General features: G+C 74.5%; 11 protein-coding genes. 8 read left to right on the top strand and 3 right to left on the bottom strand.

Going from position 1 to position 15,939, the window contains the following annotated elements; all coding sequences use genetic code 11:
• Positions 1–73 precede the first annotated feature (73 nt).
• On the bottom strand, positions 74–514 hold the full coding sequence (locus ACW14Y_RS04570; protein WP_380299238.1) for an Lrp/AsnC family transcriptional regulator: 441 nt from the start codon (positions 512–514) through the stop codon (positions 74–76).
• Positions 515–605: 91 nt separating this feature from the next.
• Between ACW14Y_RS04570 and ACW14Y_RS04565 the strand changes: the two genes are divergently transcribed.
• The 5 genes from ACW14Y_RS04565 (at position 606) to ACW14Y_RS04545 (ending at position 6,561) form a co-directional block, all read left to right on the top strand.
• Positions 606–1,526: an SMP-30/gluconolactonase/LRE family protein gene (locus ACW14Y_RS04565; protein ID WP_456985953.1), complete on the top strand. Its 921-nt coding sequence runs from the start codon at positions 606–608 to the stop codon at positions 1,524–1,526.
• Between the two features lie 256 nt (positions 1,527–1,782).
• Positions 1,783–1,989, top strand: a complete 207-nt coding sequence (locus ACW14Y_RS04560) for a hypothetical protein (protein ID WP_380438986.1) — start codon at positions 1,783–1,785, stop codon at positions 1,987–1,989.
• A gap of 78 nt (positions 1,990–2,067) precedes the next feature.
• The gene (lysA, locus tag ACW14Y_RS04555; protein WP_456985952.1) at positions 2,068–3,453 is read left to right on the top strand and encodes a diaminopimelate decarboxylase; all 1,386 of its coding nucleotides are present in this window, start codon (positions 2,068–2,070) and stop codon (positions 3,451–3,453) included.
• Between the two features lie 164 nt (positions 3,454–3,617).
• The gene (locus ACW14Y_RS04550) at positions 3,618–4,682 is read left to right on the top strand and encodes an ATP-binding protein (protein ID WP_380299123.1); all 1,065 of its coding nucleotides are present in this window, start codon (positions 3,618–3,620) and stop codon (positions 4,680–4,682) included.
• 79 nt (positions 4,683–4,761) lie between these two features.
• Positions 4,762–6,561 carry a vWA domain-containing protein gene (locus tag ACW14Y_RS04545; protein WP_456985951.1) on the top strand — a complete coding sequence of 600 codons (1,800 nt, stop codon included), beginning with the start codon at positions 4,762–4,764 and terminating at the stop codon, positions 6,559–6,561.
• A gap of 99 nt (positions 6,562–6,660) precedes the next feature.
• Here the strand turns inward: ACW14Y_RS04545 and ACW14Y_RS04540 are convergent, their stop codons facing one another.
• Positions 6,661–8,325: a peptide-N4-asparagine amidase gene (locus tag ACW14Y_RS04540; protein WP_456985950.1), complete on the bottom strand. Its 1,665-nt coding sequence runs from the start codon at positions 8,323–8,325 to the stop codon at positions 6,661–6,663.
• A gap of 177 nt (positions 8,326–8,502) precedes the next feature.
• On the opposite strand from ACW14Y_RS04540, the gene ACW14Y_RS04535 reads away from it, so the two are divergent.
• From ACW14Y_RS04535 to ACW14Y_RS04525, 3 genes are all read left to right on the top strand, one after another.
• The gene (locus ACW14Y_RS04535; RefSeq protein WP_456985949.1) at positions 8,503–9,237 is read left to right on the top strand and encodes a leucine-rich repeat domain-containing protein; all 735 of its coding nucleotides are present in this window, start codon (positions 8,503–8,505) and stop codon (positions 9,235–9,237) included.
• A gap of 228 nt (positions 9,238–9,465) precedes the next feature.
• The gene (gene thrS, locus ACW14Y_RS04530; RefSeq protein WP_456985948.1) at positions 9,466–10,815 is read left to right on the top strand and encodes a threonine--tRNA ligase; all 1,350 of its coding nucleotides are present in this window, start codon (positions 9,466–9,468) and stop codon (positions 10,813–10,815) included.
• A gap of 205 nt (positions 10,816–11,020) precedes the next feature.
• A complete protein-coding gene (locus ACW14Y_RS04525) occupies positions 11,021–11,248 on the top strand; it encodes a hypothetical protein (protein ID WP_380394262.1) in 228 nt (75 codons plus the stop codon).
• 169 nt (positions 11,249–11,417) lie between these two features.
• Here the strand turns inward: ACW14Y_RS04525 and ACW14Y_RS04520 are convergent, their stop codons facing one another.
• Positions 11,418–15,740: a LamG-like jellyroll fold domain-containing protein gene (locus ACW14Y_RS04520; protein ID WP_456985947.1), complete on the bottom strand. Its 4,323-nt coding sequence runs from the start codon at positions 15,738–15,740 to the stop codon at positions 11,418–11,420.
• Positions 15,741–15,939 lie beyond the last annotated feature (199 nt).

The raw sequence follows: 15,939 nt of genomic DNA, 5'->3' as shown, positions 1-15,939 counted from the left end.
CCCCCGTCGGGCGGACCCGCCGTGTTTCCGGCGGCGGTCGGATGTCCCGCGGCGGTCGGAAGGCCGGCCGCGGTCAGAGCGCCGGTGAGGGCGGCCGCTCGAAGAAGGACTCCAGCACCACGGTGGCCTGGGTCCCGTTGACCCCCTCGATCGCGTAGAGCCGGCGCAGCACGTCCTGGAGCTGTTCGGTCGTCGGCGTCCGCACCTTGACCAGCACCGACGCGGCACCGGCGATGACGTGGGCCTCCTCGATCTCGGGGATCGCGGCGAACGCCCCGGCCGAATCGCCCATCCAGGCCGACGAGTCGACCATCACGAAGGCCAGCACGTCGAGGCCGAGCGCCTTCGGGTCGACCTCCACGGTGGTGCGGCGGAGGACGCCGCGCTCGCGCAGTTTGCGCACCCGTTCGTGGGCGGCGGCGGTGGAGAGCCCCACGGCCCGGCCGAGTGCCGCGTAGGCCTGGCCCGCGTCCTGCTGGAGCAGCGCCACCAGGGCCCGGTCGGTGTCGTCCAGATTTTCGATCGCCATGGTGGAACCATACCTGGTTCTGCCATACTCATGATCATCGGAACCACGTTCGGCTGTTTGCGATAGGACATGAATGATGTCTGGTCAGATTGAGTTCGGGTTGTACGAGATCCTGGACGACCGCTTCCGCCCCTGCACCTACGGGGACACCCGGCTCGAACAGCTCCACGGGGACTGCCGCTGGGCCGAGGGCCCGCTCTACGTGCCCGCCTGGCGGCAGCTGATCTGGAGCGACATCCCCAACGACCGGATCCTGCGCTGGGACGAGTCCACCGGGACGGTCGGCGTCCTCCGCCCGGTGGCCGGGCACAGCAATGGCAACACCCTCGACCGCGAGGGCCGCCTGATCACCTGTGAGCAGGGCAACCGCCGGGTGACCCGCACCGAGCACGACGGCACGGTCACCGTCCTCGCCAGTCACTTCCAGGGCAAGCGGCTCAACTCGCCCAACGACGCGGTGGTCCGCTCGGACGGCGCGATCTGGTTCTCCGACCCGGACTTCGGCATCACCAGCGACTACGAGGGCCACCTCGCCGAGAGCGAGATCGGCGCCTGCAACCTCTACCGGATCGACCCGGACAGCGGCGAGGTCCAGCTCGCCGCCGACGGCTTCCGCGGCCCCAACGGGGTCCTGCTCTCCCACGACGAGCAGCGGCTCTACGTCTCCGACAGCCGCGCCGGGCACATCCGGGCCTTCGACATCCGCGAGGACGGCACCCTGGCCGGGGGCGGCGTCCACATCGAGGGCGACGGCAGCCGCTTCGACAACATCCGCTTCGACCGCGACGGCCGGCTCTGGGCGGCGGCGTTCGAGAACGGCATCCACTGCTACGCCGAGGACGGCACCCTCATCGGCCGTATCCTCGTCCCCGAACCCGTCTCCAACCTCACCTTCGGCGGCCCCAAGAACAACCGCCTCTTCATCACCGCGACCACCTCGCTGTACTCGCTGGTGACCTCGATGAGCGGCACCCACCGGGTGCCCCGCCACGCCTGACGCGGGCCCGGTGCGACGGCCCCCGGTGCGACGTTCCGCGTCGTCCCGGGGGCCGTCGCCGTTCCCGGGCGTCGTCCTGCTCGCACCGTGGCCCTCGTCAGGAGCGTCGCCCCCGTCAAGGTGACGTCAAGGCGGGGCCGGTTCGCGTACGCCCTCCGTCAAGAGCCGGTGCGGAGGCCCGCCCGCGGGGGTGGACTGGATCTGCGAGCGGGACCGACCGAGGCCCCCGTCGCGACCGGAAGGACGACGACCCGCCATGACCGAGTTCCAGGTGATCTCCGACGCCCCCCGCAACCGCCGGCTGTCCGGCGCCGCCGAGGAGGCCCTGCTGCGCCGACTGCTGCACGGCACCGTCTTCGACCCCAAGTCCGGCGCGGCCGCCACGACGGAGGCGGAGCGCGAACCCGAGGAGCGCCGCACGAGCCCCGCGCACTGCCGCCACGCGATGCACTACGAGGACTGACCACCCGTCGGCCGGGCCCACCGCGCGCCGCCGACCCCCGTCCTTCCCCTCCCGCCCTGTTCCGACCAGGAGCACCGTGTGACGACCACCCTGCGCACGCCCCCGTCCTCCCCGGGCCCCGAACCCGTCCGCCACCCCAGGCCCCTGCCCGCCGCCGACCCCGGCCCGCTCGGCAGCCCCTGGCCCGCCTCCGCCCGTCCCGGCCCGAACGGCGACCTGCTGATCGGCGGCGTCGGGCTGGCCGAGGCCGCCGACCGCTTCGGCACCCCGCTCTACGTGCTCGACGAGCAGGAGTTCCGCTCCCGCGCCCGGGCCTTCCGCCGCGCCCTGCCGACCGCCGAGGTCCTCTACGCCGCCAAGGCCTTCCTGTGCAGCGCGGTGGTGGACTGGGCCGCCGACGAAGGACTCGGCCTCGACGTCTGCTCGGCGGGCGAACTCCGCCTGGCCGCGGCCGCCGGTTTCCCGCCCGAGCGCATCCTGCTGCACGGCAACGCCAAGACCCCCGAGGAACTGCGCCTCGCCCGCCGCCTGCGGGTCGGCCGGATCGTCGTCGACGGCGCCGCCGAGATCCCCCGGCTGGCCGCCCTGGCCGTCGCGGACGCCCCGCAGCGGGTACTGGTCCGGGTCCTGCCCGGGGTCGCCGCCGGGCACCACCGCGCGGTGCGGACCGGCGTCGAGGGGCAGAAGTTCGGCTTCCGGATCGACGGCGGGGACGCCGCCGACGCGGTCGCCCGGATCCTCGGCCAGCCCGACCTGCGGCTCACCGGCCTGCACTGCCACCTGGGCTCCCAGATCACCGAGACCGGACCCTACCTCGCCGCCGTCGACCGGCTGGTCGGACTCCTCGCCGAGATCCGCGACCGGCACGGCGTCGAACTGCCCGAACTCGACCTCGGCGGCGGGTACGGCGTCCGCTACCTCGCCGAGGACGCGGAGCTGGACCCGGACCGCTTCGCCGCCGGGCTCACCGCCCGGCTCGCCGCCCGCTGCGCCGAACACGGCCTCGCCGTCCCCGGGTTGCTGGTCGAGCCCGGCCGGGCGATCGCGGCTCCGGCGGGGGTGGCGCTCTACCGGGTCCTGTCGGTCAAGCGGGGCACGGACGGCCGGGCCTTCGCTGCGGTGGACGGCGGCATGAGCGACAATCCGCGCCCCGCCCTCTACGGCTCCGCCTACCAGGTGCGCACGGTCGGGCGGCCCACCGACGGTCCGACCGCGACCTTCGACGTGGTCGGCCGGCACTGCGAGGCCGGCGACGTCCTGGTGCATGGTGCCACGCTGCCGGCCGACCTGCGCCCGGGGGACCTGCTGGCCGTCCCGGCCGCCGGCGCCTACCAGCTCTCGATGGCCTCCGGCTACAACCTGGTCGGCCGGCCGCCGGTCGCCGCCGTGCGGGAGGGGCGGCTGCGGCTGCTGATCCGGCGGGAGACCGTCGAGGACCTCCGCGCCCGCGAGGTCGGCCGCTGACCCTGCCGGCCGCTGCCCCTTCTCGACGGACGCCGTGCCGACAGCCGTCCGGTCCGCCGGGCCCGGGAGCGGATCCGCCTCCCGGGCCCGGAAATCCAGGTGCGCCCGGACCGATTCCCGCCGCACACTGGGCCGGTCACGCACCGTCGCCGCGAAGGAGCCCCGTGCAGGGAGCAGTCAGCGTCTCGCCCGCCCAGATCCCCGAACTGCTGCTCGGCCTGGCCACCGTCCGCCCGGTGTTCCTCTGGGGCGCCCCGGGGATCGGGAAGTCCTCCCTGGTCCGGGAGTTCGCCGAGGCGCTCGGTCTGGAGTGCGTGAGCCTGGTCGGCACCCAGCTCGCCCCGGAGGACCTGATCGGCGTCCCGCAGCTCACCCCCGAGGGCCGCTCGCGGTTCTGCCCGCCCGAGCAGATCGCCCGCGACCAGCCCTACTGCCTGTTCCTGGACGAGCTCAACGCGGCCTCGCCGGACGTCCAGAAGGCCTTCTACTCACTGATCCTGGACCGCCGGATCGGTTCCTACGAGCTGCCGGCCGGCTCGATCGTGATCGGCGCCGGAAACCGGGCCACCGACGGCGCGCTCGCCCGCCCGATGGCGTCCGCGCTGGTCAACCGCATGGTGCACGTCCACCTCCGGGCCAGCGCCGAGGACTGGCTGCGCTGGGCGGGCGGCGCCGGCATCCACCCCTGGATCGTCGACCACCTCACCGACCGGCCCGACCACCTGTGGTCCGCGCCGCCGAAGACCGAGGAGCCGTTCTCCACCCCGCGCGCCTGGCACATGCTCTCCGACGCGCTGCACTCCTTCGGCCCCACCCTGGACGAGGGGACGCTCAAGGTCGTCGCCCACGGGCTGCTCACCGCGCAGCACGCGATCGCCTTCTGCGGCTACGCGAAGATCGTCCGCAACTCCTACGGCCTGGAGGCGATCCTCAAGGGCGACGCCCGCTGGCCGCACCGGGTGGAGGACCGCGACCTGCTCTACTACCTGGCCGACGCCTTCCGCGGCCGCTTGGTCAAGGAACTGCCCGCGCAGAAGGAGCACGCCTCCGGGGCGCAGCGGCAGACCGCGTTCCGGGCCAAGTCGCTGCTGGTCCAGCTGGCCGAGATCTCGGTGGAGGTCGCCCGGACGGTGATCGCCGACGGTGCGGACGGCAACCCGGTGCTGCCTCCCTGGTTCCTGATCGAGGCTGCCCGGGACATGCCCCGGCTGGTCGAGGCCCGTCGGTGAGGCGCGTCGTCGGGAGCCCGCCGGTGAGGCGCACCGCCGAGCCCCGCCCGTCGGTGGAGTACACCGTCCGGGTCCGCCCGTGAAGCGCGCTCCGGCCGACCGGAGGGAGTCGGACCCGGGCACCGAGGCCTTCGTGGAGGGGGTCCGGCTGCTCCGCCGCAATCCGGCCCTCGCCGCCCTGCGCGCCGACATCTGCCGTACCGAGAACTGCGACACCGCCCCGCCGGACGGCTGGGCGGTGGCCGACTCCAACGGCACCCTGCACATCAACCCGCGCCGCCGGGCCGAGCCCGAGGAGTGGGCCTGGGTCCTCGCGCACGCCCTGCTGCACCTGGGCCTCGGCCACCTGCCGGGCGCCCGCGGCCCCCGCACCCCGCCCGATGCCTTCGAGTCCGCCGCCCGCTGCGCGGTGGTCAACCGCTTCCTCGCCACCTTCCCCGTCGGCCGCGCCCCGGTCGTCCTCCCGCAGGAGTACCCGGGCGGCGGCGAGGAGGAGTTGGCCGCCCGGTGGCGCCGCGACGGTCTGCCCGCGCCCTCGGTCGCCGGGACCGCAGGGACGGCCGGGACCGCCGAGCACGACCAGCTGCTGCTGGAGTGGCGCGGCCACGGGCCGCCCGAGGACTGGACGGTGGAGTTCGCGGCCGCGCTCACCCGCACCATGTCCGCCGCCATGGAGCGGGCCGGTGGCCGGTTCGACGCCGAGACCGGCGAACGCCTGCCCGAGCGGCCCTGGACCAGGGCGCTCAACTGGTTCGTCTCCTCGTACCCGCTGCTCGGCGTCGTCGCGGCCGGGCTCACCGTGGTGGCCGACGCCGAACTGGCCCGGGCCCACGACATCGCCGTCGCCGCCGTCGACACCGAGGTGGGGGAGATCTACGTCAACCCGCTGCGCCGCTACTCCGACGAGGAGTGGAGGTTCGTCCTCGGCCACGAGATCCTGCACGCCGCCCTGCGGCACGGCGAGCGCCGTGGCGGCCGGGACGCGTTCCTGTTCAACGTCGCCGCCGACTACGTCATCAACGGCTGGCTGCTGGAGATGGGCGTCGGCGAGATGCCGGACGGGCTGCTGCACGACCCGCAGTTGAAGGGCCTGTCGGCCGAGGAGGTGTACGACCGGATCGTCCACGACCGGCGCCGGATCCGCCGGCTGGCCACCCTGGCCGGGAAGAACCGACCGGACGTCCTCGGCGAACGGCTGGGGCCGCCGCGGGACTTCGTGGACCTCGACGACTTCTACCGGCGCGGCCTCCAGCAGGGCTTCGAGCTGCACGGGCGCGAACGCGGCCTGCTGCCGGCCGGGTTGGTCGAGGAGATCCGCGCGCTCGCCCACCCGCCGCTCCCGTGGGACGCGCTGCTGGCGCGCTGGTTCGACGAGTTCGTGCCCCGGCCGGAACCGGTGCGCAGCTACGCCCGCCCCGCCCGCCGGCAGTCCGCCACGCCGGACATCCCCCGAGCGGGCCGCCACCACCCGGAGGAGGAGGTGCCGCGCTGCACCTTCGGGGTCGTCCTGGACACCTCCGGTTCGATGGACCGGACGCTGCTCGGCAAGGCACTCGGCGCGATCGCCTCCTACGCCGCCGCCCGGGACGTGCCGGCGGCGCGGGTGGTGCACTGCGACGCCGCCGCGCACGACGCCGGCTACCTCCCGGTGGAGGAGATCGCCGGGCGGCTCCGGGTGCACGGGCGCGGCGGCACCGTGCTGCAGCCGGGCATCGACCTGCTGGAGCGGGCCGAGGACTTCCCTCCCGGGGCGCCCGTCCTGGTGATCACCGACGGCGAGTGCGACGTGCTGCGGCTGCGCCGGGAGCACGCCTTCCTCGTCCCGCGCGGTGCCGCGCTGCCGTTCACGGCGCGCGGGCCGGTGTTCCGGATGAGCTGAGGTCCGCCGGACCGGGCCGGGTCGGGGCGCCGCACCGCACCGGACCGGGCTGGGCCTGACCAGCGACCCGGCCCGGCCCGGCCCGGTGCGGACGGACGGTCAGCCGACCGGCCAGCCGTCCACGGTGGTGACGGTGCGGTGGTAGGGGCCGTCCGGGCCGGTGCTGCGGTAGTCCTCGGTGGCGGTGCCGGTGCGGACGGTGGTGTCGCCGTCGTGGCGGTGGGCGCTCGGGCGCAGGGTGTGGTCGACGGTGCTGCGTCCGGTCACCCGGCCGCCGGTCGCCGTGGTCGCCTCGCGGTGCTGGCCGAGTTCCATGGCGGTGGTCTGGTCGGTGTTGCCGGCCGCGTCCTGGGTGTACCGGTAGGTGACGTCGAGCGGCTGGCTCTCGTGGACCGTGCTGGTGCGCCGGGGGCCGGAGCCCCAGCTGGCGGTGGTGCGGGTGAGGTCGGTGCGGTTGCGCAGGGTCAGGTCGTTGCCGTTGGCGCGGAAGCGCTGGGTGGAGCCGAACACGAGGTCGTCGCGGACCTCGGTGGTGACCCGGCCGTGCGAGGTCTGCAGCCAGCCCCGGGCGAGGTCGTGCCGGGCGGCGGTGACCGTCCAGTCGCCGCTGCCGCCGCCGTGGTCGCGCTGGGCGGTGGTGGTCGCGGCCTCCGGGGCCACCCGGTAGTCGGTCAGCTGCCCGGTGGTGCGGGCGGCGCCGTGGTCGACCTCGGCGAAGAGGTTGACCTGGCCGGTCCAGAGGTCGTTGCTGCGGGCCTCGGCGGCGTTGACGGCGATCGCGACCCGGTGCGGGCGGCCGTCCACCAGCAGCCCGGCGTACGGGGTGAGGTCCAGCCGGTAGGCGGGCAGGTCGAAGGCGAAGACGCCCGGCGTGGGCCGCCACAGCAGCGGGTCCCAGCCGCCGGTGTAGATCACGGGGTAGGGCCAGACCGCGCCGACCACCCGTCCGTCGACGCTGAGCCGCAGTTCGCGGAACGGGCCCTGGCCGCAGACGCCGGTCCCGGGGTTGGCCCTGGCGAACTCCTCCGGTGCGGAGGCGTAGGCGAACTCCTCGCAGGCGCCGCCGCCGCGCGCGTACACCTCGGCGGTCAGGCGCTCCAGGTTGGGCGGGAAGGTGAGGTCGGTGCCGGCGCTCGGTGTCGCCCGGTCGAGTCCGAACGGTCCGGTGGTGAGCAGTCGGTCGGCGGTCGTGGCGGCGGGCCAGCGGGCGGAGGGGGTGTAGAAGGTGAGGCTCGCGGAGATCCGGAACACGCCGGTGTAGGTGTCGTCGGTGACGTTGGCGAGGTCGAGCGCGAAGGGCTGCGGCCCGGCGGCGAACAGCGGTGCGTAGCGGGTGACATCGCGTTCGAGCGCCCACTCGATGCCGTCCTTGGACGGTTCGGGGGTGGAGGAGAGCAGGACCTGCACGCCGCCGACCCGGACGGTGAACAGCCGGTCGAACTGCCGCCCGGCGACCTGCCCGTGCAGGTCGAGCACGACCGAGGACCAGGGCCCGGCGCAGTCGGCGGGCGGGGTGACGGTGGTGGTGTACGGCGTGTCCGGCGGGCTTCCGTAGCCGTTGCGGAACGGCTGGTCACGCATCAGTTCGACGGTGCAGGAGCGGGTGTCGGGCCGGGTGAGCGGCTTCGCCGCGGTGAACGGGTCGTGGTAGTCGGTGCCGAAGTCGGCGTGCGCCGGGCCGGCGGCCGTCAGGGCCCCGGCGAGGGCGAGGAGGACGGCGCCGGCCAGTCGGCCGGCTCGTCGGATCAGTGGATGGACGGCCAAGGGGGGCCCTCTCCCGGCCGACCGGAGGGTGGGGCGTGGACGGTCGGCGCGTAGCTCGTCGGACGGTTCCGGCATCCTCCCGAGCATGGCATGCAAGCGTCAAGCAGTGCACCTGGCCGTGGGGGCGCACCGGGACGCGGACGTGCCCCGGCCCGGTCCGGGCGGCAGGATGGCCGGGTGACCGACATCATCCTCAACCTCTGGCGGCAGCACCTCGGCACCGTGCCCGAGGAGGTCTGGGACCGCACCGAGCTGACGGTCCTGATCCTCGCGGACACCGGCATCACCGAAGTCCCGCCCCGGATCGGCCGATTGAACCGGGTGCGGACCCTCGACCTCGGCCACAACCGGATCTCCGCCGTCCCGGCGGAACTCGGCGACCTCGCCGGCCTCACCGACTTCCTCTACCTGCACGACAACGTGCTCACCGGGCTCCCGGCCGCCCTCGGCCGGCTCACCGCCCTCCGCTACCTCAACCTCGGCGAGAACCGGATCGCCGAACTCCCCGCCGAGATCGGCGCGATGACCGGACTGGTCGAGCTGCGCGCCCAGCACAACCTGCTCACCGCACTGCCGGACTCGCTCGGCGGCCTGCGCGCGCTGCGCGAACTCTGGCTGCGCGGCAACGCGTTGACCGGCCTGCCGGACTCCTTCGCCGGGCTCGCCGAGCTGCGCGAACTCGAACTCCGCGAGAACGCGCTCACCGAGGTGCCCCCGGCCCTGGCCGGCCTGCCCCGGCTGCGCCGACTGGATCTGCGCGGCAACCGGATCACCGCGCTGCCGGACTGGCTGGCGGACGGGGCGGCGGGGCTGCCCGCACTGGAGAAGCTGGACCTGCGCTGGAACCCGGTCGAACCGGCGCCTCCCCTGCTCGCCGCCCTGGCGGCACGGGGCTGCGAGGTCCTGCACTGAGCCCGGGGCGGCCGCCCGGCCCGCCCCGGGCCGGGCGGAAAACCGTTCGCCCACCCGCGCGATCGGCTGCTAGCGTGGACGGTATGAAGCGCGCTGCAGCCGTCCTCACGACGACGCCGGAGAGAGTCCCGGCGCGCTGACTGCTGACTTAGTGCGAAGCCCCGGGGCGAGTGCCCCGGGGCTTCGTCGTACCCGTCCACTCGCCCGCACCGCAGAGTGGAGACCCCCGTGAACAGCCACCCGATCGCCCCCGACGCCGCTCCCGACGCCGAGGCCGCTCCCGCCCCCGAGGCCGACGCCGCTCCCGCCCCCGTCCGCGTTGCTGGACCCGACGGCGACCACCGTCGGCTGGGCCGCGCGCTCGGCCTCTTCGACACCGATCCGCTGATCGGATCCGGCCTCCCGTACTGGCTTCCCGACGGCGCCGCGATCCGGCACACCCTGGAGGAGTTCGTCCGCGACCGCGAGCGGCGCGCCGGATACCGCCACGTGTACTCGCCCGTGCTCGGCAAACGCGAGCTGTACGAGCTCTCCGGCCACTGGCAGCACTACCGGGACGACATGTTCCCGCCGATGGACCTCGGCTCCGAGCAGGTCGTGCTGCGCCCCAGCCTCTGCCCGCACCACGCCCTGATCTACCGCTCACGGCCCCGCAGCCACCGCGAACTGCCGCTGCGGATCGCCGAACTCGGCGGCATGTACCGCTCCGAACTCTCCGGCGTGCTCGGCGGGCTCACCAGGGTGCGGGCGATCCAGCTGAACGACGCGCACGTCTTCTGCACCCCCGACCAGGCCGCGGACGAGGCGGTGGCCGCGCTGGAGCTGATCGGCGAGGCGCACCGCGCGCTCGGCATCCGGCCGGTCCGGTACCGGCTCTCGCTGCCGGGCGAGGGCGGCAAGTACGTGGCGGACCCGGCGCTGTGGGAACGGGCCACCGCGCTGCTGACCGAGGTGCTGTCGCGCTCCGGCGTGCCGTTCGAGGCGGTGGCGGGCGAGGCCGCGTTCTACGGGCCGAAGATCGACGTCCAGATCGCCGACGCGGCCGGGCGCGAGTCCACCCTCTCCACCGTGCAGATCGACTTCCACCAGCCGGAGCGGTTCGACCTCCGGTACATCGGACCGGACGGGGCGAAGCACCGCCCGGTGATGGTGCACCGCAGCGTCATCGGCAGCGTGGAGCGGGTGGTCGCCCATCTGATCGAATTGTACGGCGGGGCCTTCCCGGCCTGGCTGGCCCCGACCCAGCTGGTGCTGCTGCCGCTGACCGAGGGCGAGCGGGCGCGGGCCGAGCAGGTGCGCGAGCGCTCCCTGGACCTCGGGCTGCGGGCCGAGGTCGCCGGGCCCGAGCACGGCAGCCTGGGCGCGCGGATCCGGGCGGCGCGGCTGGTCCCGTACCAGGCGGTCCTCGGTCCGCGCGAGGCGGCGGACGGCCTGCTCGCCCTGCGCCTGCGGGACGGCCGGCGGCCGGAACCACTGCCGGCGGGGGAGGCGCTGGCCCGGATCCGCGCGCTCGTCGGCGCGTGCGCCCAGGAGCTGTGGGACGAGCCGGGGGAGAGCCGGGGCGGATCCTCCGGATGACGCCGGGCGGGCGCCGCCGCACGGCTGCCCCACAGCCGCCCCACGGCCGAACCCGGACCGTCCCGGGCGCAGTCGTACACGTACGACTAGCGGCGCGCGCGGTGTGTCGGCCCGGCCGCCCGGCGCACCCGCCGTTCGAATGGGGACGGCGGCCACCGTCCCCGGCCGCCGCCGTCCCCCGTTCGCGCTCCTCCGGAGGTACCCCATGCGCCTCGCCCGCCGAATCGTCCTCGCCGCCCTGACGGCCGGGCTGGCCCTCGGCGGGGTGGCGGTCGCCGCCCCCGCCACCGGCGTCACGCTGCGCCCGCTGCCGGTCCCGGACTCCCGCTACTGCACGGCCGCGGTCGGCCACACCCCGGTCTCCGCCCGCCAGATCACCCCGCTGCACGGCCGGACCTGCTCGGCGCTCTACCACCTGGACGCCCCGCGCTAGACCGTGCCGTTCGGACCGCGACGGCGGCGTCGCCGGCCCCCGTCCCGGCCGTCGGCGCCCGCGAAGGACGGCGGTGTCGGCGGCCCATCCCGGTCGTCGGTGCCCGCGAAGGACCGCGGCCCGTCCACCCCGGTGCGGGGTGGACGGGCCGCGGTGGCCGTGGAGGGGGTCAGCTCAGCCGGGTCGGGACGGGACGCCTGCCGTCGAGGGAGGCGACGCCGATGGCGGTGAGTGCCTCGGGGTAGAGCTGGACGTCGGCGATCCGGCCGGCGGCGTACTCCCCGTAGGCGCCCTTGTAGAGGCGGCGGCCGAGCTGCAGCGGGCCGGTGGCGTTCCAGACGGTGCCCGCGTAGTCGGCGGTGGCCGCGGCCTCGCCGTTGACGTAGAGGCGCAGGTCCGCGGAGTCCGCGTCGTAGACGCCCACCAGGTGGTACCAGGTGTCGGTCTTCGGTGCCAGCGCACCGGTGGTGGGTCCGTAGGCGCTGGTGAAGGCACCGGCGGTGTCGTCCGCGTGGGCGTGCCCGAAGGCGAACGCGTGGGCCCCGCTGGAGTAGTACAGCTGGAGGGCGTTGGCGTTGGTGCCGGACTGCGAGACGAAGGTGGAGTTCTCGGCGAGGCTGCTGAGCCTCACCCAGGCCGACACCGTGTAGCTGCGGCCGGTGTCCACCGCCGGACCGGCGGTCGCGGCGTACCCGGTGGAGCCGTTGAGGGTCAGGACCCCGCCGCGCGCCGGGTCGGTGCCGAGCGCCGCGCCGCCGGTGAGGGTGAGGCCACCGCTCGGGCGGATGCTGTCCGCGGTGGTGTCGAGCTTCCACCAGGCGGAGGGCTGGCGGACGTTGCCGATGCCGACCGGTGCCCCGAAGGCGGCGAGGCCGCCGGCCGGTGCGGCGCCCGGGTACTCGGTCAGCCGGCCGGAGCGGGAGCCGGCGTAGAGCGCGGGGAATCCGGTGCCCTGCACGTCGCCGGGGGAGGCGACGGTCGGGTGGTCCCGCTCGCCGACGCCGAGCGGCAGCACCTTCTGCGCGGTGGGCAGCACATTGCCGGTGGTGGCGGCCCACTTCTGGTCGGCGATGTTCAGGCAGTCCCAGATGATCGCCTGGGTGCGCGGGTTGCGGTTGCCCGCCGGGTCGGCCAGGCAGCGGCCGGACTGCGTGTTCTTGAGGCTGCCCGGGTAGGGGCCCGGGGCCCACTGCTGGGCGCCGGTGCCGTTGCACTGGTAGAGCTGGACCGGCGTGCCGTTGCCGGTGTCGCCGCCCTTGACGTCCAGGCACTTGCCGAGGGCGTGGACGCTGCCGTCGGCGCCGAGCGTGAACTGCTGCGCGTCGGTGCCGTTGCAGGTGTACATCCAGGCCGCGGTGCCGTTGACGGTCTTTCCGCCGGCGATGTCCAGGCAGAGGTTCTTGTTGGCGGTGTCGAGGATGCCGGAGACCAGCGGGGCGTGGCCCGGCGCGGCGATCCGGGTGGTCGGCACGCCGCCCTCGAAGGTGAGCGGGAAGCTGCTGACGGCGCCGGTGGCGTCGTCACGGGCCCACAGGGTCGGCACGCCGCCCACCGAGCCGGGGGCGACCAGGGTGGTGCGGGACCAGTCGCCGGTGCCGATCCGTACCCCGGCCGCGAGGTTGCAGCCGGCCTGGAACGTGCCGGGGAAGTACCAGAGTTCGCCCTTGTCGACGGTGATCAGGTCGGGGGCGTCGGCGAACTGGGCGAGCTTGCCGGGGGCGAGGATCTGGGTGACGTTGTTCCAGGTGCCGTCCGAGCCCTTGGCCGGGCAGGAGCCCGAGTTCCGGATGGGCACCACGTTCTGGGTGAGGGTGAAGCGCCCCGAGGTACCGCCGGGCGTCACGGCGTCGTTCTGGTAGAGGTACAGCTCGTGGGTCGCCCTGGAGTAGGCGAACAGGTCGTCGACGTTGGTGCCGGTGGCGGTGCCGCGGTGGGCGACCAGGTAGTTGTCCCAGCCGGTGCCGTCCGGGCTCCCGGCCTTGGTGGAGGCGCTGACCGGAGGACCGGCCGGGTCGGCGTTGCCGCGGACCAGGACGAGGTCGCCGTCGGTGGTCGGGGCGACCAGGTCGGGCACCGCGTCGCCGTCGAGGTCGCCCGCGGTCACCTTGGCGGCCGGGTTCCAGGGGGCGAAGAAGCTGTACTGGCCGACGGTGCCCTGGGTGTTGCCGGCGTTGTCCACGGCCCGGACGAACAGCGTGTGCGCACCCCACTGGGCGGCGCTCAGCACGATCGGGACCTCGGCACCGGCGCTGCCGCCGGTGGTGGCCACGGCGTTCACCGAGGCGGCGCCGTTGGCCGGGATGTTGGTGTCCAGCGCGTACTCGAAGCGGTCGATGCCGCTGCTGACGCAACTGCCGCGGGTGCAGCCGGTGGGCGTCGGGTCGTTGGCCGTCACCGCGATCCGGACGCCGGTGTCACCGGCGTGACCGGTGGGCGCCCGGTCGCCGCCGAGCGGCGGGAAGACCGGCGAGTCGGTGAAGGAGGGGAGGCTGGGAGCGCTCAGGTCGACCTTGAAGTAGCAGTTGGGGGACCAGCCGCTGGCCAGGGTGCCGTCCTCGGCCTTGACGTGCCAGCCGTACTGGTGGCCGTCGGCGACCTTGAAGCCGATGTTGACCCGGGTGGTGCCGCCGTCGCTGACCCAGCCGCTGACCGGGGCGCCCCGGTCGGTCGAGCCGCCGTCGGCGGCCGCGGTCTTGGTGTCCCAGATCTCGTACCGGGAGCGGAGGTTGACCCCGCTCATCTCGGTGTTCAGGTGTGCGTCGAGGCTGATGTCGGAGGCGTCCCCGGCGAGCCCGGACTGGCCGATCCAGCCGTCCGCGGCGCCGCCGCAGCCGTTGCTCGCGGGCGCGCGGGTGGCCGGGGTGGTGCCCAGGCCGTCCGGGACCTCGGGGGCGATGTCGAACACCGTGGTCAGGTACGGGTTGTTGGCGAAGCGGACGAAGTCGTTGTTGCTCGTCGACTTGGACTCGTTGCCCCAGAGGCCGAAGGTCCAGCTGTCCTTGACGCCCGACAGCTTCCTGATCTGCCCGGTGACGTCGAAGCTGAGCGCGTGGTTGCCGCACTTCTGGCCGATGTTGGAGCTCTTGACCTTCTGGGTGCCGCCGATGAAGCCGTCACCGGTGGTGGTGGGCTGGTGGCTCCAGGTGGTGGACCCGCTGATCGCGGTCACCGTGGCGAGCCGGATGTCGCTCTCGTTGTCGCAGTCGAACGACGCCCCGTAGGTCGAGGTCAGGTGGACGACGGACTTGGAGATCACCATCTTCTTGTCGAGGTTGGCGATGTTCAGCTCGAAGTAGGCGCGGTTGAGGCCGAGGCAGTCCTGCCAGCGCTGGTAGCCGACACCCTCGCCGTTGTCCTGGGCGTCGTCGTAGGGGCTCTGGCTCGCGCAGCCCTCCTTGACGGTGACGAAGTGGCTCTTCTTGCTGGTGACGGGGCTGGTGTACGGGTCGATGTAGAGCGGCCAGACGGTGTCGGCGCCGCCCAGCAGGCCGGCGTCCGGCACCAGGGTCAGCGTGTCGGCCTGCTGGGTCACCGCGATCCGCTTGACCTGGGCGGAGCTGCCGGGCTGCTCGGGGGTGGAGGCCGTGGCGGGTTCGGTGCCGACGGGTCCGGGGTCGGTGGGGAGGGCGTCCGCGGGGGCGTCGGCGCGCGGCGCGGCCTGCGGCCCGGCGAGCGACTTGGACGCCGGTGCGGCCGGCGCGGCCGGTGCGGCCGGCGCGGCCGGTGCGGCCGGCGCGGAGGCCGGGCCGGGCGTCGTGGCGGAGTCCCACATCAGCGGGGTCGGCGAGCGGAACACCGCGCTGCCGTCGGCGGCGGTGACCGCCACCCGGCCGTCCTGGTCGGCCGTCAGCGACAGGCCCCCGCTGACCCGGACGGTCAACCTGAGCGCGGCGAGTGCCGGGTCGGCGGCCGCCGCGGCGTTGTGGACGATCAGGACCTCGTGGAAGCCGCCCTGGTCGGTGCTGGTGACCTTGAGGTCGACGCCCGGCAGGACGCCGTTGTACCGCGCGGTGCTGCCGGTCACCACCGGGGCGGGGAGCGGGAAGGGCAGGGTGTAGGAGAGCTTGCGCCCCTCGGGATCGGTGAGGGTGGCCAGCGGTCCGGCGCCGCCGCCGGAGAGGGCCAGCCCGGACGGGGTGGCCGCGGGGGAGAGGGTGCCGTCGCCGTTCCTGGCGAGGGAGGCGTCGACGTCCTTCCAGTGACCGTCCTTGCGCACCCGGGCGGGCTGCAGGTGCGTGGTGACGCTGAAGGTGCCGTCGGCGTTGGCGACGGTCCGCGCGGTCTCGGTGGTCAGACTGTCGACGGTGACCGGCGCGCCGGTCCGGGCGGCCTCGGCCCTGGCGGCCGCGAGCGGTGAGTCCGCCGGGGCGGTCGTCCCGGTCGGGTCAGCGGCGCCGGCGGCCGGGTCGTCGGCCAGTGCGGGACCGGCGCTGCCGAGCAGCAGGCCGGTGACCGCCGCCGACAGCGCCAGACGGCGGGTCAGTGTGCGCACCGGATTTCTCCGGGCGCGGAGGTGCTCCCCCATGGATCGCCCTTTCAGGGACCGGAGGCGGGCGGTCCCGGGCGCCGCTGTGACTCTCCTCACACGGCGGTCGCCCCGTGGCCCCCCGCCACGTGTCGGATTTGCGGTCTTCGCTCACCCTGGTGCCACTTGTGAAGGCTTCTTGGGGCCCGCGTGACGAAAGGGGGCG

The organism is Kitasatospora sp. cg17-2 (assembly GCF_054031055.1).
This window is presented reverse-complemented; position numbering and strand designations above follow the sequence as displayed.

Coding starts and splice junctions, on each gene's coding strand:
- ACW14Y_RS04565 (WP_456985953.1), top strand. CDS start 606: ATGTCTGGTCAGATTGAGTTCGGGTTGTACGAGATCCTGGACGACCGC.
- ACW14Y_RS04525 (WP_380394262.1), top strand. CDS start 11,021: ATGCGCCTCGCCCGCCGAATCGTCCTCGCCGCCCTGACGGCCGGGCTG.
- ACW14Y_RS04560 (WP_380438986.1), top strand. CDS start 1,783: ATGACCGAGTTCCAGGTGATCTCCGACGCCCCCCGCAACCGCCGGCTG.